Source organism: Anaeromyxobacter dehalogenans 2CP-C, assembly GCF_000013385.1.
Lineage (GTDB): Bacteria > Myxococcota > Myxococcia > Myxococcales > Anaeromyxobacteraceae > Anaeromyxobacter > Anaeromyxobacter dehalogenans_B.
Genome location: NC_007760.1, coordinates 2,832,242 through 2,852,332 on the forward strand (window position 1 = coordinate 2,832,242; position 20,091 = coordinate 2,852,332).

Sequence of the window (20,091 nt, forward strand, 5' to 3'; positions counted from 1 at the left end):
GCATTCCTGAAGAAGCTCGACGCCGCCCGGGACGCGCTCTCGCACTCCATGCCGGGTTCCACCCGCGAGGACGTCCTCGAGGCGGCGCTCCGACGCCCTGATGGACGCTTACGCGGGTCGGAGCCGCGGCGGGCCGCCATCGCCCTGATGCGCTCGCGCGTTCCTTCCGGCTCAGCGGATCAGCGTGAACGTTCCTTCACTCTCCGTGCCGGCGCGGGAAGCACCGGGGGACGTAGCCGCAGCCCTCGGCGCGGCAGCGGGCCTCGTCGCGGCCGAGCTCCGCGGGCGAGGGCTCGGCGCCGCGGCGGGCCTCCGCGGCGAGCCGCGGCGCGTCCTGCTCGAAGCGCTCCAGCTCCCTCGCGCTGGGGGTCACGTCCACGGTGCGGTGGTCGCCGCGCAGGAACTGGAGCCGCGCGCGGACGCGGGCGCCGGGGTGGGCGCGGGCGGCGGCGAGCACGTAGGCGAGGAGCTGGAGGCGGTAGCGCTCCGCGGCGCCGGGCCTCGGCGTGGCGTACTTGTAGTCCACCACGGTGAGGCCGCCGCCGCGCCGCTCCTGCACCAGCGCGTCGAGCGCGCCGACGAGGTACACCGGGGGCGCGCCGTCGCCGGGTCCGAGGCGGAGCAGGAACGGGACCTCGCGCGAGAGCCGGCCGTCGCGCGCGGCGAGCGCCAGCTCGCGGCCGCCGGGCGACTCGGCGAACCGCGCCACCTCGAGCAGGATCCGGCGCACGCCGGGGCTGGCGGGGTCGTAGCCGCGGCGCGCGGCGGCGGCGGCGAGCTGGGCCCGGCGCTCGAGCGGCGGCGCGCCGAGATCGGTCTCGGCGAGCATGGCGTGCGCGAGCGTGCCGCGCGCGGTGGCGCGGCCGGGGTCGTCGCCGGGCGGCACGCCGGGGGCGCCGCGCGGCTCGGGGATCCCGAGCACGCGGCCGAGCAGGTGGCGCCGCGGGCAGCGGGCGTACTCGGCCAGCTCGGTGACGGCGGCGCGGACGGGCGAGGGCGGCGCGGGGGGCGCGAGCGGCGGCGGCGCGAGCGGCGCTGCGGGCGATCCGTCCGCGGGCGCGAGCTGCGCCGGCGCAGGGCCGGGCGCGGTCACCTCGGCCATGGGGATCCGGCGGGCGAGGTCGGGCCGCTCGGCCAGCCCGGCCTCCACCAGCCCGCGCCAGGTCTCCGCGCCGGAGCCCTCGCCGGAGAGCACCAGCAGGTCGCGGGCGCGGGTGAGCGCCACGTACAGCAGCCGCCGGGACTCGGCGGCGGCGGAGCGCCGGTCGTCCGCTCTCGCGCTGGCGAGCGCGGCGGTCTCCACGAACGCCTCGCGGGCGGGGTCGAACAGCGCCACGCACAGCCGGCCCTCGCGGTCGAGCAGCGCGCGCCGCAGGTCGGCCCGGGCCCGCGCGCCGAGGTCCGGAACGAACGCGACCGGCCACTCCAGCCCCTTCGCCTGGTGCACCGACAGGAGCGCCACGGCGTCGGCGGCCTCCAGCTCGGCCTCGGGCTCGCGCGGCGGCCTCGCGGCCTGCGCGCGCAGGTGCGCGGCCAGCTCGGCGGGCGTCCCGCCGTCCTCGCCGAAGCGGGCGGCGAGCGCGAGCGCCTTCTCGAGGTTCACCGCCCGCCGCTCGCCGTCGGGGCCGGCGAGCAGCGCGGCGTCGAGGTCGAGCGCCTCCACCGCGCGCGCGCACAGCTCGCCGACGGGCACCCGGTCGCGGAGCGCGTGGAGCGTGCGGTACGCGGCGAGCAGCCGGAGCAGGCGGGCCCATTCGTCCGCCGGGATGGCGCGCGGCGCGGCGTCCCGCAGCGGGCTCGCGCCGGGCCCCGAGTCGGCGGCGGGGGCCGCGTCGGCGCCCGCCGCGACGCGATCGACCTCGGCGGCCAGCTCCCCCGGCGCGAGCCAGGGCAGGCGCGCGAGGCCGGCGCGGGCGAGCAGGAGCAGGGCCCCGTCGGACACGGCGCACGCGGGGGAGCGGAGCAGCGCCGCCCACGCCACCGCGTCGGACGGGTCGGCGACGGCGGCGAGCAGCTCCCCGAGATCCCGCACCTCGGGCGCCTGGTAGAAGCCGCCGCCGCGCGCCAGCCGGTACGGGACGCCGGCGGCGCGCAGCGCCCGCTCGTACGGCGCGATCTGCGTGAGCCGCCGGAACAGGATGGCGACGTCGCCGAAGCGCGGGCGGCGCGCGGTGACGCCGTCGCGCTCGCGGATCTCCGCGCCCGCCGCGCCGGACACGAGCGCCCCGATCCGCGCCGCGATGGCCTCGGCCTCGCGCTCGCGCCGCTCGGCGGCGTTCCCCTCGGCGCCGTCCTCCAGCACCTCGCAGGCGGGCCGGAGCGCGTCGGGGCGGGTGGGGACGAGCCGGTCGTGCTCGCCGAACGCGAGCTCGTCGTCGCGCGGCGGCGCGCCGGGTGGCGGGCGGAACGCGCGGGCCGAGACCTCGTTCACGAGGTCGAGCACCGCCGGCGCGGAGCGGTGGTTCTCGGAGAGGTGCAGCACCCGCCCCTCCCCGGCGTCCAGGCGGCGGATGAGGCGCGCGAACACCGCCACGTCGGCGCCGCGGAACCGGTAGATCGACTGCTTGAGGTCGCCCACCGCCACCAGCACCGGCCCCGGCCCGCCGCCGGGGCCGGCGACGAGCTCGAACACCTCCTGCTGCACCGGGTTCACGTCCTGGTACTCGTCCACGAGGAGCGCGCGCAGCCGCCCGCGCAGCTCGGCCCGAACCCCGGGGTCGGCGCGCAGGAGATCGCGCGCGCGGAGCAGCAGGTCGTCGAAGTCCACCGCCCGCGCCGAGGCCTTCCGCGCGGCGTAGCGCGCCTCCGCGTCCTCCACCAGGCGCGCCAGCTCGGCCTGCTGCGGCCCCGCCAGTACCCCCGCCGCGAGCGGCTCCAGCGCCTCCCACGCGGCCGCGAGCGCCTCCCGCGCCTCCCGCAGCGCGGGCCCGTCGGCCTTGAGCACGCGCTTGCCGCGCAGGGCGTCCGCGAGCCCGCCCAGCCGCGCCAGCGCGTCGGCGGAGAGCGCGCCGTCGAGGTCCCCGGGCCGGAGCGCCTCGCGCGCCCGCCCCACCGCCTCGACCAGCGCGCGCGCCCCGGCGGTCGCGGCCTCGGCGCCGGCGCCGAGCAGCGCGAGCGCGGCCGCGTCGAGCCGCGCGCGGGCGGCGAGCGCGGCCTCCTCGTCGGCGGGCGCGAGCGCGACCGGCCCGCCGTCGCCGCGGGTGGCGCGCTCGCGCAGGAGCCCGCCCACCAGCGCGGGGAGGCCGCCGCGCGCCGCGCCGAGCCCGGCCGCGAGCGCGCGCGCCGCGGGGCGGCCGGCGTCGAGCGCCGCCACCACCGCCGCCTGCGCCGACGCCGCGATCCAGCCGGAGGCGCGGTCCTCCTCGAGCACCGCGGCCTCGGGATCGAGCCCGGCCTCGGGCGCGTGCTCGCGCAGGAGGCGGCCGCAGAACCCGTGGATGGTGCCCACCGCCATCGCGTCGAGCCCGTGCAGCCGCTCGAGCCAGGCGCGGGCCTCCGGCGACTCCGGGTCGGCCTCGCGCGCGGCGCGCGCGCGCGCCGCGACCGCCCCGCGGAGCCGCTCCTCCAGCTCCTGGGCCGCCTTCTCGGTGAACGTGATCGCGGCGAGCTCGCGCGGCTCGCAGGGCGAGCCCAGCGCCGAGCCCTCCAGGAGCCGCACGCACAGCTCGACCAGCGCGGTGGTCTTGCCCGAGCCGGCGCCGGCCGACACCGCGGTCGGCGCCTCCAGGCGGAACAGCGCCTGCGCCGCCGGGCCGAACGTCACCTTCCCGCTCACGGCGCGGCGTCCTTGCCGGCATCGCCGGCGGCGCGGCTCGCGAGCGCGGCGGTGCCCTGGAACCGGCACACCGCGCCGAACGGGCAGCCGTCGCACCCGCGCGAGGCGATGGGGAACGCGCCGGCGCGGACCTGCCGGACCCGCTCCACCACCGCCGCCGCGAACGGCCGCGGCCCGTCCGGCGCGCCCGGCGGCGGCGCCGGAGGCTCGGCCGCGAGCAGCGGATCGCCCGCGTCGAGCGCGACCGGGTCCAGCCGCTCGGCGCGGCGGAGCAGCGCGTAGGTGGCCTCGAGCCGCGGCCGCCCGGGGAACGCGCGCGCCGCCGCCATCAGGTAGGCGGGGATCTGGAACGCGGCGTCGCCGAACGCCTCCGGATCGAGCCCGTCCGCGTACGCGTCGCCGCTCCGCGCGTTCTTGTAGTCCACGACGAGCAGGCGCCCCGGGCCGGCGTCGATCCGGTCCACCCGCCCCTCCAGCCGGACGCGCTCGCCGTCCCAGGCGAGCTCGAGCGCCGGCAGCGGGCCGCCGCGCCCGAAGCGCAGCTCCACCGCCGCGGGCGCGAGGCCGCCGTGGTCGCGCGCCTCGGCGCGCACGACGCGGTCGAGCCGCGCCAGCACCGCCTCCCGGCGCGCCGCCCAGGCGGCGGGATCGCCGGTCCGGCCCTCGCGCTCGAACCGCGCGAACACCTCCGCCGCCGCGGCCCGCATCTCCGCCAGGTCGGCCTCGCCGCCGTCGGGCGGCCAGGCGTGCCGCTCCATCCGGCCGCGCACGAAGCGCTCCAGCGCCGCGTGCAGCAGGCTGCCCTCGTCGCGCGGGTCGATGTCGAGGTCGGCGGCGGCGCGGTCCGGGAGCCGGAGCACCTGGGCCAGGAAGCCGCGGAACGGGCAGCGCGCGTAGCCCTCGAGCCGCGTGGGCGCCCACTCCTCCGGGAGCGCGGCCGCGAGCGCGGCGAGCGCGGGCGGGTCCACCTGCCCGGCATACGGGGCCGGCCGGCGCGCCAGCACCGCGGCGCGCCGGGCCGACTCGATGGCGCCGCGCCGGAGCGCGTCCGCGGCGCGCGGCCCCAGCGCGGTGCCGGCCAGCGCCGCCGCGCCCGCGTCGCCGGCGCGGACCGCGGCCCGCAGCGCCGCGCGGACGGTGCGCGCCCGCGCGAGCGGCGGCTCGGGCGCGGCCGCCGGGCCGGCGAGCTCGACGCCGGCGGCGGCCAGCGCCTCGGCCGCGAGCGGCGCGAGCGGGCCGCCGTCGCCGGCCGGCCCGGGCGCCGCCCACGTGATCGCGACGGCCTCGCGGCCGGCCGCGAGCGCCGCGAACGCGCGGTAGGTCGCCTCCGCCCGCCGCGCGCCCGCCGGCGCCACCGCGGCGCGGCGCAGCCGCCGGTTCAGCGCGAGCCGCTCGGGATCGCGCAGGAGCGGCTCGGGCGGCGGCGCGGCGGGGAAGGCGCCGTGGCCGGCGCCGGTGACCACCACCGCCCGCGCCGAGAGGCCGGGCGCCTCGTCGAGGCCGGACAGCTCCACCGCGCCGGCCGCCGGCTCCGGGCCGGGCGGCAGCGCCGCCTGCTCGAGCGCGAGCCCCAGCCGCTCGAGGAACGCCGCCGGCGCGAGCGCCGCGCCGCCCTCGCCGAGCAGCGCGGACGCGCGCACCACCGCCTCCGCCGCCTCCTCGAGCCCGGCCAGGGCGGCGAGGTCGCGCGCCACCTCGGCCGACGGCCCGCGCGCGGCGCGCCGGCGGAGACCGGACGCGTCGAGGAACGCGGACAGGCGCGCGGCGTGGGCGCGGGCCGTGCCGGGCGCGGCGAGCGGGCGCAGCGCGGCCTCCAGCGCCTCGACCGCCCCGGCGGCGCGCGCCACCGCGGCGCGCTCGCGACCGGCGGCGCCCCCGAGCGCGGCCAGGCGCCGCCGCAGCGCCGCGGCCGGCGGCCCGCGCCCGTCGAGCGCGCCGGCGCGGTCCAGGACCGGTCCCACCGCGCCGCCGCCGGGCGCCGCGAGCCAGCCGCTCGAGAGCAGGCGCTCCGCGGCCGCGCGGCCCAGGTCCCCGGCCGCCGCCAGCGCCTCGCGGACCCAGCGGACCAGCGGCACCTCGGCGAGCGCGGGGCCGCGCCCGGACGCGAACGGGATGCCGCGCGCGCCGAGCGCCCGCGCGAGCGCGGGGCCGGCCCGGCGCGGCGCCGGCGACACCAGGGCCACGTCCTCCGGCGCGAGCCCGCCGGCCAGGAGCCGCTCCACCGCCTCGGCCACCGCCTCCGCCTCGCCCGCCTCGCCGGCGCCCGGGAGCGCCAGCACCTGGCCCTCCGGCCCGGCCGCGCGGCCGGCGGCCCGCCCGCCGGCGAACGCGGCCAGCAGCGCGGAGGGCCGGACGGCGCGGTCGGCGCCGTCCACGTGCGGCAGGACCACCTCCACGTCGCGGCGGGAGGCCACCTCGTGGAGCGCCTCGAACCGCCGGAGCAGCGGCTCGGCGGGCGCGCACAGGTCGGGCCGCTCCGGGAAGTACGGGAGGTGGACGCGGCTCCGCCGGGCGCGCGCCATGAGCGCGGCGACGAGGTCCCACTCCGCCGGGGCGAGCGCGACGTGCCCGTCGAGCAGGAGCAGGTCGAGGCCGGCGGTCTCGGGCGAGGCGGCCCCGCGCGCGGCGGCCGCGGCGGCGGTGCGGGCCGCCCCGGCCCGGTCGAGCGCGCCGAGCGCGCCGAGCCGCGCCTCGTACGCGGCCAGCGCGTCCGCGAGCGCCCCGAGCCGGCCCGCGGCGGCGCCGGTGAGGCCGCCCTCCTCCGCCGTGGCGCGCGCGTCGGACGCGGTCACCTCTGCGCGGCGCAGCTCGGCGAGGGCCGCCGCGAGCGCGGCAGCGAGGCCGCTCGACGCGTGCAGCCCGGCGAACGGACCGCCCGCCTCCGCCCCCGCGCCGGCCGCCAGCAGCCGCTCGGCGAGCGGCGGCAGCACCGCGCGCCGGTCGCCGGAGGCGGCGAGCAGGCCGGGCACGAGCCGCTCGAGCGTGGACACCGAGGGCCCGAACAGGAGCCCGCCCTGCGCGTCGCACAGCCGGCGTGCGGCACGGACCGCCGCGAGCGGCGTGGGGACCAGGCAGAGGACGGGCACGCCCGACCCTACCGCGCGCGGCTGACGCCCGACGGCGCCGCCGCCGTCACTCCTCGCGGTAGATCGCCAGCGAGCCCTCGTTCTCCCAGACGTCCACGCGGGCCACCGTCACGCGCCCCCCCTCCAGCTCGGCGAGGCGCCGCGACATCTCCCGGTAGAAGAACCGGGCGATGAGCTCGGCGGTGGTGTTCTCCTGGTCGAACGGAGCCACCTCGTTGACGTTCTGGTGATCGAAGCGGGACCCGACCTCCGCGACCAGCTTCTGCAGGTCGGCGAAGTCGATCACCATCCCGATCCGGTTCAGCGTCGAGGCGCGCGCGTGCACGCGGACGCGCCAGTTGTGGCCGTGCAGCCGCTCGCACTTGCCGCCGTGGAAGCGGATCTGGTGCGCGGCGCTGAAGACGAAGTCCTTCGAGATCTCGTAGACGGGACTGCCCATGCGCGCGGCAATATACCCGGGCACCGGCCGGCGCGCACCCCGGTTCGGCCACGGCGCCGCCGGCGCGAACCGCCCCGGCGGGAAAGGGCTCCCAGGGACCATGAGCGGACACGGACCTCACGGCGGCGGGCACGGGCACCACGGGCACCAGCACGGGCACGGCGATCACGCGCCGGGCCGGGACCGGCACGGGAACCCCGAGGACCTCGCCGCGTACCTCGCCAAGCTGGAGGGCGCGGACCGCGCCGGGTGGCAGAAGCCGGACGCGGTGGTGGAGGCGCTCCGGCTGCCCGAGGGCGGCGTGGCGTGCGACGCGGGCGCCGGCCCCGGCTACTTCTCGCTGCGGATGGCGCGCGCGGTGGGGCCGCGCGGCCGCGTGTACGCCATCGACGTCGAGCCCCGGATGATCGAGCTCCTGCGCGAGCGGACCCGCGCCGCCGGCGTCGAGAACGTCCACCCGCTCCTCTCCACCGACGGCGCGCCGGCCCTGCCGCCGGAGCCCTGCGACGCGATCCTCGTCGTCAACACGTTCCACCACTTCCACGACGGCGCCGCCGACCTGCGCCGGCTCGCCTCGCGCCTCAAGCCGGACGGACGGCTCGTGAACGTGGACTTCCAGGCGGGCGAGCTCCCGGTCGGCCCGCCGCCCGAGCACAAGGTGTCGCGCGAGGGCTTCCTCGCCGCGGCGCGCGAGGCCGGGCTGGAGCTGGCGGAGGAGCACGCGTTCCTGCCGTACCAGTACTTCCTGTCGCTGCGGCGCGCGGGCTGAGCGCGCGCGTCAGGGGCCGAGGAGCGCGCGCACCGCGCCGGCGGGATCGTCCCCGATCAGCCACGCGCGGATCGCCGCGACGCCGTGCGCGCCCGCGGCGCGGAGCTCGGGGACGCGCGACGGGTCCACCCCGCCGAGCGCGACCAGCGGGAGCCCGAGCCGCGCCGCCGCGCGCAGCGCGCCGACGCCCACCGGCGCGCCGTAGGGACGCTTCGAGGGCGTGTCGTAGACGGGCCCGAACGTGGCGAAGCCCGCGCCGCCCTCGCGGGCGCGGAGCACGTCCGCCTCCGAGTGGCACGAGACGCCCAGCAGGGCCGCGGGGCCGAGCAGGCGGCGCGCGTCCGCCGGCGACACGCCCGCCGACGGGAGGTGGGCGCCGTCGGCCCCGGCCGCGAGCGCGACGTCCAGCCGATCGTTCACGATCAGGCGCTGGCCCGCGTCGCGGCAGACGGCGGCGAGCGCGCGCGCGAGCCGGAGCAAATCCAGACCGCAAAGGTCCTTCTCTCGCAGGTGGATCGCGGCGATCCCGGGGGGCAGCCCGCGGAGGGCCGCCGCCGCGCGGGCCGGCAGCGAGGAAGCGAGCCGCCGGTCCGTGATCAGGTGGACAACGGGGACCTCCATCCGTAATCTCCGCCTCCGGCAGCATCCTGCGCGAGGAGAGCATCCGTGTCGAGCGATCTCCAGAGCTTCCTCGCCTTCCTGGAAGCGCAGAAGGCGAAGCAGGCCCCCCGTTTCCCCTCGGTGAAGTTCGACAAGGTGCTGTCCTTCATGGGCACCACCAGCCTCGGCGGCACCTACAACGCGGTCTCGGTCAACCGCGTGCTCGGGATCGAGCCCGGCCCCACCGGCCGCGAGCTGCGCCTGCGCCTCGCCGGGCCGCTGGCGCGCACGCCGGCCCGCGGCGAGTGCATCACCGTCCACCTCACCCGCGTCGAGCAGTACCAGGGCTTCCAGGTGAAGACCCGCGCGCTGTCGGTGAACTCGGTGGCGGCCGACCTCCTGGAGGAGGACGAGGACGGGCTGGTGGTGAAGGGCGCGTCGATCTTCACCGTCCACCACAGCCCGTACACGCTCAAGTTCTTCGAGAACGTGCCGTTCGAGGAGTTGGTGCAGATCGTGGGGAGCGTCCGCTACGCGCTGGTCGGCGTGGGCGAGACGGCGAACCTCTCGCCGCGGTTCATCTTCCACCACGAGGTCCGCGACGGGCGCCTCACCCTGTTCCACGGCGACGGGCTCGCGCTGAAGACCTACATGAACCTGAAGTCGAACCGGCTCGAGACGCGGGCCGTGATCGACCTCGACACGTACCGCGGCTACGCGCTGCGCGGCACGGTGGAGGAGTTCGCGCCGCACCAGCACCCCGAGGCGTACGACCGGATCTGCCGCGGGTACACCGCGGGTGGATGGGGCAAGCCCTCGCGCGTGTTCCGGTCCGTCATCGACGACGTCGCGCCGCTCGAGCCGGCCGGCTAGGCGCGGCGCGCGCCCAGGCGCATCGTCGGCCCGCCCCTGGACGGGCTCGAGGGGTGACCCTTCGACTCCGGCAGGCCTGCGGCCTGCCCACGCTCAGGGTGAGCGGTTGGAGCGCTCATCCCGAGCGTAGCGCGGCCGCAGGCCGCGCGGAGTCGAGGGAGCGGAGCCGAGGAGGCTCAGGTCCCGATGAGCCCGCTCATCGGCGAGGAAGCCGCGGCGTGCAGCTTCATCGGGATCCGGCCGGCCAGGAACGCCTTGCGGCCGCCCTCCACGCCGGCGCGCATGGCCTCGGCCATGAGCACCGGGTCCTTCGCCTCGGCGATGGCTGTGTTCATGAGCACCGCGACCGCGCCCAGCTCCATCGCGAGCGCCGCGTCGCTGGCCGTGCCGACGCCCGCGTCCACCAGCACCGGCACCTGCACCGTCTCCATGATGATGCGGAGGTTGTACGGGTTGCGGAGGCCGAGGCCCGAGCCGATGGGCGCGCCGAGCGGCATCACCGCGGCGCAGCCGGCGTCCTCGAGCTTCTTCGCCGTGACCGGGTCGTCGTTCGTGTACGGCAGGACGGTGAAGCCCTCCTTCACCAGCACCTTCGCCGCCTGGATCAGCCCCTCCACGTCGGGGAACAGCGTCCGGCGGTCGCCGATGACCTCGAGCTTCACGAGGTCGCCCATCTCGAGCTCGCGGCCGAGGCGCGCGGTGCGGATGGCCTCCTCGGCGGTGAAGCAGGCGGCCGTGTTGGGCAGCAGCTTCATGCCCTTCGGGATCCAGGCGAGCAGCGACTCCTCGCCCTTCTTCGACAGGTCGAGCCGCCGCACCGCGACCGTCACCACCTCGGCGCCCGAGGCGGCGAGCGCCCGCTGCATGGTGGGGAAGTCGGGGTACTTGCCCGTGCCCACCAGCAGGCGGCTGGTGAACGCGTGCGCGCCGATGCTCCAGGTGTCCGCCATGGCCTACCCTCCTCCGACGAAGGCGACGATCTCCACCGAGTCGCCCGGACCGATGCGGTGGGCCTCGTAGCGGTCCTTGGTGACGACCGCCTCGTTGACCTCGACCGCCACCCGCGGCGCCTTCACGCCGAGGTGCGCGAGGAGGCCGGCGACCGTCAGTCCGTCGGGGATCTCCCGGAGCTCTCCGTTCAGCCTCACCTGCATGGTGCGGGGGATCTAGCAACGGCGGCGCCGCCGCGTCAAACGCCGCGGGCGCGGCGACCCGCGGGCGCGGCGGGCGACTGACAGCCAATCCCTATCAGCGACATCGCGACGATGTCTTGGAGTTATCAGCCTGGGCGCGGCATCCTCCTTCGCGTCCGAGAGGAGGACCTGAACATGACGACCACGACCCGTACCCAGCCCCCCGCCACCCAGCCCACCCGCGCGGCCCGCCGCGACCTGTTCCGCAGCCCGAGCGCGCTCCCCGAGGCCGACCGCCGCCGCATCGCGGACGCGCTCGTCGCGACGCTCGCCGACGGCATCGACCTGCAGACGCAGGCGAAGGTCGCGCACTGGAACGTGAAGGGGCCGCACTTCTCGCAGCTCCACGCGCTGTTCGAGGAGCTCGCCACCGCGCTCGCCGGCCACGGCGACGACGTCGCCGAGCGCGCCGTCACCCTGGGCGGCCGCGCCGCCGGGACCGCCCGCGAGGTGGCCGCGGCGAGCCGCGTGCCCGAGCTGCCCGCGGGCACGGTCCGCGACCTCGAGCTGGTCGCGCTGCTCGCCGACCGGGTCGAGGCGTACCTCGGCGGCCTCCGCGCCGCGCAGGCGCTCGCCGAGGAGCACGGCGACCCGGAGACGGTGGACCTGCTCACCGGCGTCGCCGCCGACGTGGAGAAGCACGGGTGGTTCCTGCGCGCCACCCTCGGGGAGTGAGCGGGCGGGGCGCGGCGGGGCGAGGCGCGCTACACTGCGCGCGTGACGCCCCTCCCCCCTCGCCCCGGCCCGGGCGCGCGCCTGGCCCGGCCGGCGGCCGCCGTGCTGCTGGTCGCGGCCATCGGCGCGCTCGCCGCGTTCGCGCCCGGCCCGGCCACCCGCGCGCTGGAGTCGCTCCGCCAGAGCGCGCCCGCCGCGGCGGCGGCGCTCGCCGCGGCCTACGTGGCGAGCGGCCCGCTCATGATCCCCGCGCCGCTGCTGCACCTCGCGGCCGGGTTCGCGCTCGGGCCGGTGTCCGGCTCGCTGGTGGCGATCCCCGCCAGCACGCTGGGGGCCTGCGCGGCGTTCGCGGCGGGGCGCTGGCTGGTGCGCGAGCGCGCCGCCCGGCTCGCCGCCCGCTCGCCGGCGCTGGCCGGCGTGGACGCGGCGCTGGCCGCGTCGGGCTTCCGGGTGGTGCTGCTGCTCCGCCTCGCCCCGCTCGCCCCGTTCACCGTGCTCAACTACCTGCTCGGCGCGACGCCGGTGCCGCTCCGCGCGTTCGCGCTCGCGTCGCTCCTCGGGAGCGTCCCGGGCCTGATCCTGTCGGTGTACGTCGGCTCGCTCGCGGCCGACGCCGCGGCGCTGCGCGCGACCGTGGACGCCGGCCGCGGCGGCCCCGGCGCGCTGATCCTGCCCGCGATCGGCACCGGCGCGATCCTGCTCGCCATCTCCTGGGTCCTGCGCCGCGCGCTCGCTGCCTCGGCCGGCGCGCGGCCGCCGCCGGCCTGACCCGGGCCCGCGCGATCAGGGACCGTGCGCCGGGAGCACGCCGCGCGCCTCCAGCGCCGCCCGGAGCGCCGCGCTCGCGGCGGCGTGCGCCGCCTTCCACTCCGCGTGCGCGTCCGGCCCGACCCGGTTCGCCACCGCCAGGGCCGCGGCCGCCGGCACGCCCGCCGCGTGGCAGGCGGCGAAGACGCCGGTCAGCTCGAGGTGCTCCGCCGCCCCCACGGCGGCGAGCGCGCGGGCGCCCGCCGCGGTGCGGGTGATGGCGGGCGGCACCGCCACCGCGTGCGCCGGGAGCGGCAGCGCCCAGCCCGCCGGCCAGCGCACCCGCTCGATCGCGGGCCGGTACGCCCGGCCCTCCACCTCGTCGAGCGAGGTCGCGACGGCCTCGGACGCGGAGAGCAGGTCGCCGGGCGCGAGCCGCGCGTCGTAGGCGCCGCAGGTCCCGACGAACAGGACGCGCGCCGGCGCGTGCTGGGCGACGAGGCGCGCCGTCTCGATCGCGGCGGAGACGGCGCCCACCCCGGTGACGCCCGCGATCCAGCCGGGCGGTGGCGCCGCGTCGAGGCCCGCCAGCTCGGGCGGGAAGGCGGCGAGGAGCAGGCTCGGGCGTTCGGCCATGCCGCATCGTAGTCCACCGCGGGGTGCCGCGTGCGGGCTACGAGCGGGCCGGGACCGGCGCCGGGGCGTGCGCCAGCTCGACCTGGGCGCCGCGGGCGTCGCGGGCGGCGGCAGCGGAGCCGGCGGGGACCGCGAGCGTGAAGAGGAAGCCTGCTTCGAGGGCGATGGCGAGGGCGACGATTGCGAGGGCCTTCATGTTCAACCTCCGTTGGCCTTTCCTACGGAGGGAGGCCGGGCCTATTTCGGCGCGACGGCGCGCGCCCCTCCTGGCCGCGGGCGTCACGGACCGGCCCTTCGCGCCTCCGGGGAGGGACGGCGTGGCGCCGGGGGAGGCGCCGCTTGCCGGTCGCCCCACCCCGTGCTTTCGTCCCTTCCCGTTCACCCGAGGGAGATCCGCCGCATGCGCCCGACCCCGTCTCCGCTGCTCCTCGCCGCCGCCGCCGTCGCAGCCCTGGCCGCGGCCGCGCCCGCCTCCGCCGCGCCGCCGCGCGCCGGCGCGGGCGACGTGCTGCCCTTCCCCGCCGCCGAGCGGACGCTCCCGAACGGCCTGAAGGTGATCGTGGTGCCGACCGGCTTCCCGGATCTCGTGTCGGTCCAGATCCCGATCCAGACCGGCTCGCGCAACGAGGTCGAGCCCGGCAAGACCGGCTTCGCGCACTTCTTCGAGCACATGATGTTCCGCGGGACGAAGGCCTACCCGCCGGACGCCTACCAGGCGGTGCTCACGCAGATCGGCGCGCGGCAGAACGCGTACACGAGCGACGACCTCACGAACTACCACACGACGTTCGCGAAGGCGGACCTGGAGAAGGTCCTCGAGATCGAGGCGGACCGCTTCCAGCACCTCGACTACTCGGTGGAGGGCTTCAAGACCGAGTCGCGCGCCATCCTCGGCGAGTACAACAAGAACGCCTCGAACCCGATCGTGAAGCTCGAGGAGGTGCAGCGCGACGCCGCCTTCCGCGCGCACACGTACAAGCACACGACCATGGGCTTCCTCGCCGACATCGAGGACATGCCCAACCAGTACGACTACTCGCGCACGTTCTACGCGCGCTGGTACCGGCCCGAGCACTCGACGGTGATCGTGGCCGGCGACGTGAGGCCGGAGAAGGTGTTCGCGCTCGTCGAGAGGTACTTCGGCGGGTGGAAGCGCGGCGACTTCCAGGCGCGGATCCCCGCCGAGCCCGCGCCGCAGGGGCCGGTCTACGCGCACGTGCCCTGGACCACGCCGACGCTGCCGTGGGTGACCGTGGCGTTCCACGGCCCGGCGTTCTCCGAGACGGGCAAGGACTGGGCGGCGGTGGACCTCCTGTTCGACCTCCACTTCGGCGAGACCTCCGACGTCTACCGGAAGCTGGTGGTGGACGAGCAGAAGGTGGACGCGCTGTTCACCGACACCGGGCCGAACGTGGACCCCGGCCTGGTGACCGTGTACGCGCGGCTCAAGAAGGCCGAGGACGCGCCGTACGTGCGCGACGTGATCCTGAAGGCGTTCGCGCAGGCCCGCGCCGCCGCGCCGGATCCGCGGAGGCTCGCCGACCAGAAGTCCCACGGCCGCGCGGCGTTCGTGCGCCGGCTCGACTCCACCGACGCCATCGCGGGGATCGTGGCGCGCTTCGCGCACTTCCGGCGCTCCTACGCCACCGCGAACCAGCTCTTCCGCACCTACGCGTCGCTCCAGGGCGCCGACCTGCTCGCCGCGGCGCGCCGGTACTTCACCGACGCGGGCCTGGTGGTGACGACGCTGTCGAAGGACCCGCTGCCGGCCGCGGTGAAGGCGCAGCCGGCGCTCGCGTCCCTCGAGCCGCGCCCGCCGGCGCCGGCCGGCCTGCCGGTCACGCTCCTCCCCTCGAAGCTCCCGGTCGTCACGGTGAAGCTCGTGTTCCCGGCCGGCAGCGCGAAGGACCCGAAGGGCAAGGAGGGCCTGGCCGCGCTGGCCGCCGACATGCTCGCCGCCGCGGGGTCGCAGCGGATGCGCCTCGACGAGATCCGCGAGGCGCTGTATCCGCTCGCGGCCAGCCTGGAGGCGCAGGTGGACAAGGAGATGGCGACGCTCACCGGCCGCTTCCCCGCCGACGGCTGGCAGCGGTTCGCCGACGTGGCGCTGCCCCAGCTCACCGAGCCGGGCTTCCGCGAGGAGGACTTCCGGCGCATCAAGGACGAGCACCTGAACGCGCTCGTCCAGGACCTGCGCGAGTCGAACGACGAGGAGCTGGCGAAGGAGCGGCTGCAGGCGAACGTCTTCGCCGGCACGCCGTACGGCCACCCCGCCCTCGGCACCGTGGCGGGCATCCAGGCGGTGACGCTCGACGACGTGAAGGCGTTCGTGAAGGCCCGCTACGCGCGGCCGGACGTGCTGGTCGGCGTGGGCGGCGACGCGCCGAAGGCGTTCCTCGGCCGGCTCCAGGCGGAGCTGGGGCGGCTGCCGGTCGCGCAGGCGGAGCCGGCGCCGGCGGTGACCGGGCGGCGGCACAAGGGGATCGAGGTGGAGATCGTCCAGAAGGACACGCGCGCCACCGCCATCTCCTTCGGCCTGCCCATCGCGGTGACCCGCGGCCACCCGGACTTCCCGGCGCTCTGGCTCGCCAAGACCTGGCTGGGCGAGCACCGGTCGTCCACCTCCCACCTCTACCAGCGCATCCGCGAGACGCGCGGGATGAACTACGGCGACTACGCCTACGTCGAGGCGTTCCCGCGCGGCATGTTCCAGTTCTTCCCGGATCCGAACCTGGGCCGGCGGGCGCAGCTGTTCGAGGTGTGGATCCGGCCGGTCCAGCCGCAGAACGCGCAGATGGCGATCCGGATCGCGCTCCACGAGCTGCGCAAGCTGGTGGACGAGGGGCTCTCCGAGGCGGACTTCGAGGCCACGCGGGCCTACCTGATGAAGAACGTCTACGTGATGACGGCCCGGCAGGAGCAGCAGGTCGGCTACGCGCTCGACTCGCGCTGGTACGGCATCCCGGAGTTCACGCGCTACCTGCGCGACGGGCTCGCGAAGCTCACCCGCGAGGACGTGAACCGCGCCATCCGCACGCACCTCTCCGCCACCGACCTCTCGTTCGTGATCGTGACGAAGGACGCGAAGGCGCTCGCGGCGGCGCTCGCCGCGGACGGGGTCTCCACGGTCAAGTACGACGCCGAGAAGCCGGCCGCGCTCCTCGAGGAGGACCGGGTCATCGGCGCGACGAAGCTCGGCATCCGGCCGGACGCCATCCGCATCACGCCGGCCGACGACGTCTTCGCCCGCTGACCGGCCCGACCCGCGGCGCGCCGCCCGGCGCGGCCGCCGCGGCCCGCGCCATCCCCGCCACGCGCGTGGGGTCGGCGCGCACACGCCAGAGCGGCTGCCGCCGGGATCCGGATGCTGGTACAGTGGCCGCTCCGGTATCGCGGGATACCGGGCGGCGCGGCGGGAACCTCCGCGCGCCGCGGCGTGGGCGGGCGCGTGGGCGCCCCGGGTGGTGGGAGGCGGTGCGGATGGGCGGGGTGTCTCAGGTTGCGTCGCGCGCGGGCTCGGCCCGGCCGCAGCTGACGCGGTTCCACCAGCGGGTTGCGGCGGAGGCGCTGACCGCGCGCGGCGGGGGCGGCACGTCCCGGCTCGCCCCGGCGCTGGCCCACTCCGCGGTGGACCTGAACCCCCACCAGATCGAGGCGGCCGCGTTCGCGCTGGCCGCGCTCCCCACCGGCGGCGCGGTGCTGGCCGACGAGGTGGGCCTCGGCAAGACGGTCGAGGCGGGCCTGGTGCTCGCGCAGCTCGCGGCCGAGGGGAAGCCGCGCGCCGTCATCCTGGTGCCGGCCTCGCTGCGCGCGCAGTGGCGCGAGGAGCTGCGCTCCAAGTTCGGCCTCGAGGCGGACGTGGTGGACGGCGACACCTGCCGCGAGCGCGAGCGCCAGGGGCTGAAGACGAACCCGTTCGACACCGGCGGGATCGTGATCTGCTCGCACCCGTTCGCCGCGCTGCGCGCCGCCGAGGTGGAGCGCGTCCACTGGGACGTGGCGGTGATCGACGAGGCGCACCGGCTGCGCAACGCCTACCGCAAGGACCACCGCACCGGCCAGGCGCTCCGCCGCGCGCTGCGCCGCTCGCCCAAGCTCCTGCTGACGGCCACCCCGCTCCAGAACGACCTCATGGAGCTGCTCGGGCTGGCGGCGTTCATCGACGACGCGCTGCTCGGCAACGAGGAGACGTTCCGGCTCCAGTACGCCTCCGGCGAGCTCACCGAGGACAAGGCCGCCGACCTGAAGGCGCGGCTGGCGCCGGTGGTGGTGCGCACCCTGCGCCGGCAGGTGAAGGAGTACGTCAAGTACACCGCCCGCCGCTCCATCGTGGAGGACTTCGCGCCCACCGCGCAGGAGCAGGAGCTGTACGACCGCGTCTCCGAGTACCTGCGGCGCGAGGACGCCTACGCCATCCCCATGGCCCGGCGCGCGCTGTTCGTGCTGGTGTACCGGAAGATCCTGGCGTCCTCCTCGTTCGCGCTCGCGGCCACGCTGGACCGGCTCGCCGACACGCTCGACCAGAAGATCGCCGGCGTCGAGTGCACCGCCCAGGCCGACCTCCTGCTGGAGATGGACGGCTTCGCCGAGGAGGTGGAGGAGCTCTTCGACGACGAGGGCGCCCCGCAGAAGCCGAAGGGCCAGCTCGCGCTGCGCCGCATGAACGACGAGCTCGACGAGCTGCGCGCCTGCGCCCGGCTGGCGCGCGAGATCAAGGTGAACGCGAAGGGCGACGCGCTGGTGCGCGGGCTCGACCGCTGCTTCACCGTGGCGAAGGCGTGCGGGTGGCCGGAGAAGGCGGTGGTGTTCACCGAGTTCCGGCGCACGCAGGACTACCTGCGGCGGCTGCTCGAGGCGAAGGGCTACACCGTCACCTGCCTCTCCGGCGACGTGAGCGGCACCGAGAAGCGCGCCGCGCTGGTGGAGGAGTTCCGCGACCGCACCCAGATCCTGCTGATGACCGAGGCGGGCGCGGAGGGCCTGAACCTCCAGTTCTGCAACCTGGTGGTCAACTACGACCTGCCCTGGAACCCGCAGCGCGTCGAGCAGCGCATCGGCCGCTGCCACCGCTACGGCCAGCAGCGCGACGTGCTGGTGCTGAACTTCCTCAATCGCTCCAACGCCGCCGACGCCCGCCTGTTCGACCTGCTCTCGCAGAAGCTGGCGCTGTTCGACGGGGTGTTCGGCTCGTCCGACGAGATCCTGGGCGCGCTCGGCACCGGCATCGACTTCGAGAAGCGGGTGCTGGACATCTACCAGGCCTGCCGCTCCGGCGAGGAGATCGACCGCGCGTTCTCGAAGCTGCGCGGCGAGCTGGACGACCGCATCTCGGCCCGCTACGCGGCGGCCCGCGCGCTCCTGTTCGAGCGGTTCGACGGCGAGGTGCGCGGCCGGCTGCGGGTGGCGGAGAAGAACGCCAAGGAGGCGGTGGCCCGGCGCGAGGCCGACGAGGAGGCGCTGGTCGCGGCCGCGTTCGAGGAGGAGGCGGCGCCGCCGCCGGAGGAGCCGGCCCGCGGCCGCACCCGCCGCGCGAAGCTGATCCAGGCCGCGGCGGAGCGGATCCGCGCCCGGCCGCAGGACGCGGTCTCGTTCCTGGAGCTCCCGAATCGCCTGCTGCCGGCCTCGCTGGGCAAGCTGGCCGGGCGCGAGGGCTGGTGGTTCGCCTACAAGTACGCGTTCGACGCGCTCGTGTCGGAGGAGCGCGTGGTGCACCTCGTGCTCTGGTTCGACGGCGAGCGGTTCCACGCGCTCTCCCCCGAGGACGCCGACGCGTTCGCGGCGCTGCCGGCGGAGGAGACGCAGGCGGGCCCGCGGGGCGCCACGGTCTCGATCGGCGAGGCGCAGGAGCAGGCTCTGGAGGCGTTCCACGCGACGCTGGTCGCCGACCTGCAGGAGCGGATCGGCGCCGCGTACGACGCCTCCCGCGATCGCTGGGATCGCGCCGTCGAGGACGCGCTCGCCGCGCCGCGCAAGGCGGTCGAGGACGCGCGCGCCGCCTGGGGCCGGGCGCGCGGCGCGCTGGGCGATCGCTCCGACCTGCCGCTGCGGGATCGGCGCGCGCTGCTGGAGCGGGCCGAGCGCGAGTACCGGCGCAAGCTGGACGACCTGCGCGCGGTCGAGGCGCAGCGCTACGCCGAGAAGGACCGCGCCGTCGCGGATCTCAAGAAGCGCTCCGAGGTGAAGGAGCGCCGGACCCTGGTCGCGACCGCGTACTGGCGCTGCGTGTGAGATTGCCGCCGGCGCCCTGGACGGCGGCGGTCCTCTCCCCAGAGCCGGACGCTTCTCTGGGCTACCGCTGCACTGCCTTGGGCGCGTAGCCCACCCCGCCGCACAGCATCGCGTCACCCGTTCGCGCGACTGGCGGCGCTCCGGTCGGCGCTGGCCCGCGCGAGAAGACGCGCCGCTCCGGATATCGGGTGTGTGGCCCGTTCGTTGCGGCCCGCGGTACCAGCGCATTCTCCTGCGCGTTGCCCGATGGTGCGGTAGGACCGTTCCGCCTCCTGGTCCGAAACGGCGACGAGGCGGGCGGCGCCCGCGCATCGAGCGCGCTGGTCCGCGTGAACGGCGTGGACGTCCTCGCACCGCGAAGCTTCTCAGTGCAGTGGCCCATATCAGCACCCGTCTGGTAGGAGGGTCGCGTGAAGGTCAACGACCGACTGCGGGCGCAGAGAACGAAGCTCGGACTCACCGACGCCGAGGTGGCTTCCGGCGCTCAGCTCAGCCGCGACGAGTTCCGCGATCTGGAGCAACACGAGGATGAAGCCGTCCACGTGTTGCATCTCCGGAACCTGCGGCTACTCTGCGAAGTGCTTGGGGTGGACGCACTCGACCTGCTCGGCATCCCGTGTGCGTCCTGCGCGGGATCGGACGTCGGTCGGTCAAGGGGCGGCCGCCATGATGTCGTCCGGGAGCGCAGGGTGGCCCTCGGGCTCTCGCAGGCCGACCTTGCCGACCGGATCGGCTTCGAGGCTGGCGTGGTGGATGACATCGAGCGAGACCCGGACTACCTCGAACGCTGGTCAGCCGGGTTGGTCCTGTCGCTCGCCGAGGTGCTCGCCGTCCCGCCGCAGGTCCTCCTGGACGTCAGGTGCCCGAAGTGCGGACGGTAAGGACGAAGCGTCCGGCTAGCTCGGTACTGGACCACCGGCGCCCACGCCGGGGTTGGCGAACGACTCCGCTTCCGCCCTCACGGCGGCGTCGGCCAGTGGCGCGGACTCATTGCGTCGATGCTCCTGGGCGGCGACCGTCCTCATGCCGTTCGGGGTGCATGGCGACGCTCTCTCCGTGGAGGCCGCACT

Annotated in this window: 15 protein-coding genes; 7 read left to right on the forward strand and 8 right to left on the reverse strand. The window is 77.0% G+C overall.

What is annotated here, in order from left to right:
• Positions 1-196: 196 nt before the first annotated feature.
• The 3 genes from ADEH_RS12995 to queD are packed head-to-tail and all read right to left on the reverse strand — an operon-like array spanning position 197 to position 7,300.
• A complete protein-coding gene (locus tag ADEH_RS12995) occupies positions 197-3,775 on the reverse strand; it encodes a UvrD-helicase domain-containing protein (RefSeq protein ID WP_011421564.1) in 3,579 nt (1,192 codons plus the stop codon).
• Entirely contained in the window at positions 3,772-6,861 is a 3,090-nt protein-coding gene (locus tag ADEH_RS13000) for a PD-(D/E)XK nuclease family protein (RefSeq protein ID WP_011421565.1), read from the reverse strand. Before ADEH_RS13000 ends, ADEH_RS12995 begins: the two co-directional genes overlap by 4 nt.
• Positions 6,862-6,907: 46 nt before the next feature.
• Complete coding sequence (gene queD, locus ADEH_RS13005) at positions 6,908-7,300, reverse strand: 6-carboxytetrahydropterin synthase QueD (protein WP_041453528.1); 393 nt, start codon at positions 7,298-7,300, stop codon at positions 6,908-6,910.
• Positions 7,301-7,400: 100 nt separating this feature from the next.
• On the opposite strand from queD, the gene ADEH_RS13010 reads away from it, so the two are divergent.
• On the forward strand, positions 7,401-8,069 hold the full coding sequence (locus ADEH_RS13010; protein ID WP_011421567.1) for a class I SAM-dependent methyltransferase: 669 nt from the start codon (positions 7,401-7,403) through the stop codon (positions 8,067-8,069).
• 9 nt (positions 8,070-8,078) lie between these two features.
• Here ADEH_RS13010 and ADEH_RS13015 read toward each other — a convergent pair whose 3' ends face one another.
• Positions 8,079-8,690, reverse strand: a complete 612-nt coding sequence (locus tag ADEH_RS13015) for a thiamine phosphate synthase (RefSeq protein ID WP_011421568.1) — start codon at positions 8,688-8,690, stop codon at positions 8,079-8,081.
• 45 nt (positions 8,691-8,735) lie between these two features.
• Between ADEH_RS13015 and ADEH_RS13020 the strand changes: the two genes are divergently transcribed.
• A complete protein-coding gene (locus ADEH_RS13020) occupies positions 8,736-9,542 on the forward strand; it encodes a hypothetical protein (protein ID WP_011421569.1) in 807 nt (268 codons plus the stop codon).
• A gap of 176 nt (positions 9,543-9,718) precedes the next feature.
• On the opposite strand, the gene ADEH_RS13025 is transcribed toward ADEH_RS13020, so the two are convergent.
• Both ADEH_RS13025 and thiS read right to left on the reverse strand, forming a co-directional pair.
• A complete protein-coding gene (locus ADEH_RS13025) occupies positions 9,719-10,492 on the reverse strand; it encodes a thiazole synthase (RefSeq protein ID WP_011421570.1) in 774 nt (257 codons plus the stop codon).
• 3 nt (positions 10,493-10,495) lie between these two features.
• Positions 10,496-10,696 (reverse strand): sulfur carrier protein ThiS, encoded by a 201-nt coding sequence (thiS, locus tag ADEH_RS13030; RefSeq protein WP_011421571.1) that lies wholly within the window; start codon positions 10,694-10,696, stop codon positions 10,496-10,498.
• Positions 10,697-10,870: 174 nt separating this feature from the next.
• On the opposite strand from thiS, the gene dps reads away from it, so the two are divergent.
• Positions 10,871-11,410: a DNA starvation/stationary phase protection protein Dps gene (gene dps, locus ADEH_RS13035; RefSeq protein ID WP_011421572.1), complete on the forward strand. Its 540-nt coding sequence runs from the start codon at positions 10,871-10,873 to the stop codon at positions 11,408-11,410.
• A gap of 42 nt (positions 11,411-11,452) precedes the next feature.
• Complete coding sequence (locus ADEH_RS13040) at positions 11,453-12,178, forward strand: TVP38/TMEM64 family protein (protein WP_011421573.1); 726 nt, start codon at positions 11,453-11,455, stop codon at positions 12,176-12,178.
• 15 nt (positions 12,179-12,193) lie between these two features.
• Here ADEH_RS13040 and ADEH_RS13045 read toward each other — a convergent pair whose 3' ends face one another.
• Positions 12,194-12,793, reverse strand: coding sequence for a phosphorylase (locus ADEH_RS13045; protein WP_011421574.1), 600 nt, complete (start codon positions 12,791-12,793; stop codon positions 12,194-12,196).
• 37 nt (positions 12,794-12,830) lie between these two features.
• On the reverse strand, positions 12,831-12,989 hold the full coding sequence (locus ADEH_RS23285) for a hypothetical protein (RefSeq protein WP_198133779.1): 159 nt from the start codon (positions 12,987-12,989) through the stop codon (positions 12,831-12,833).
• Between the two features lie 204 nt (positions 12,990-13,193).
• Between ADEH_RS23285 and ADEH_RS13050 the strand changes: the two genes are divergently transcribed.
• The 3 genes from ADEH_RS13050 to ADEH_RS13060 all read left to right on the forward strand — a co-directional run bounded on the left by ADEH_RS13050 (position 13,194) and on the right by ADEH_RS13060 (position 19,902).
• A complete protein-coding gene (locus ADEH_RS13050; protein WP_011421575.1) occupies positions 13,194-16,046 on the forward strand; it encodes a M16 family metallopeptidase in 2,853 nt (950 codons plus the stop codon).
• A gap of 227 nt (positions 16,047-16,273) precedes the next feature.
• Positions 16,274-19,021 carry an SNF2-related protein gene (locus ADEH_RS13055; RefSeq protein ID WP_011421576.1) on the forward strand — a complete coding sequence of 916 codons (2,748 nt, stop codon included), beginning with the start codon at positions 16,274-16,276 and terminating at the stop codon, positions 19,019-19,021.
• Positions 19,022-19,431: 410 nt separating this feature from the next.
• The gene (locus ADEH_RS13060) at positions 19,432-19,902 is read left to right on the forward strand and encodes a helix-turn-helix domain-containing protein (protein WP_011421577.1); all 471 of its coding nucleotides are present in this window, start codon (positions 19,432-19,434) and stop codon (positions 19,900-19,902) included.
• The last annotated feature ends 189 nt before the right edge of the window (positions 19,903-20,091 follow it).

Bases quoted from the DNA above. Each gene is read 5' to 3' on its own strand.
- ADEH_RS13050 (WP_011421575.1), top strand. From the start codon at position 13,194: ATGCGCCCGACCCCGTCTCCGCTGCTCCTCGCCGCCGCCGCCGTCGCA.
- queD (WP_041453528.1), bottom strand. From the start codon at position 7,300: ATGGGCAGTCCCGTCTACGAGATCTCGAAGGACTTCGTCTTCAGCGCC.
- thiS (WP_011421571.1), bottom strand. From the start codon at position 10,696: ATGCAGGTGAGGCTGAACGGAGAGCTCCGGGAGATCCCCGACGGACTG.
- ADEH_RS13045 (WP_011421574.1), bottom strand. From the start codon at position 12,793: ATGGCCGAACGCCCGAGCCTGCTCCTCGCCGCCTTCCCGCCCGAGCTG.
- ADEH_RS13010 (WP_011421567.1), top strand. From the start codon at position 7,401: ATGAGCGGACACGGACCTCACGGCGGCGGGCACGGGCACCACGGGCAC.
- ADEH_RS23285 (WP_198133779.1), bottom strand. From the start codon at position 12,989: ATGAAGGCCCTCGCAATCGTCGCCCTCGCCATCGCCCTCGAAGCAGGC.
- dps (WP_011421572.1), top strand. From the start codon at position 10,871: ATGACGACCACGACCCGTACCCAGCCCCCCGCCACCCAGCCCACCCGC.
- ADEH_RS13055 (WP_011421576.1), top strand. From the start codon at position 16,274: ATGGGCGGGGTGTCTCAGGTTGCGTCGCGCGCGGGCTCGGCCCGGCCG.
- ADEH_RS13025 (WP_011421570.1), bottom strand. From the start codon at position 10,492: ATGGCGGACACCTGGAGCATCGGCGCGCACGCGTTCACCAGCCGCCTG.
- ADEH_RS13015 (WP_011421568.1), bottom strand. From the start codon at position 8,690: ATGGAGGTCCCCGTTGTCCACCTGATCACGGACCGGCGGCTCGCTTCC.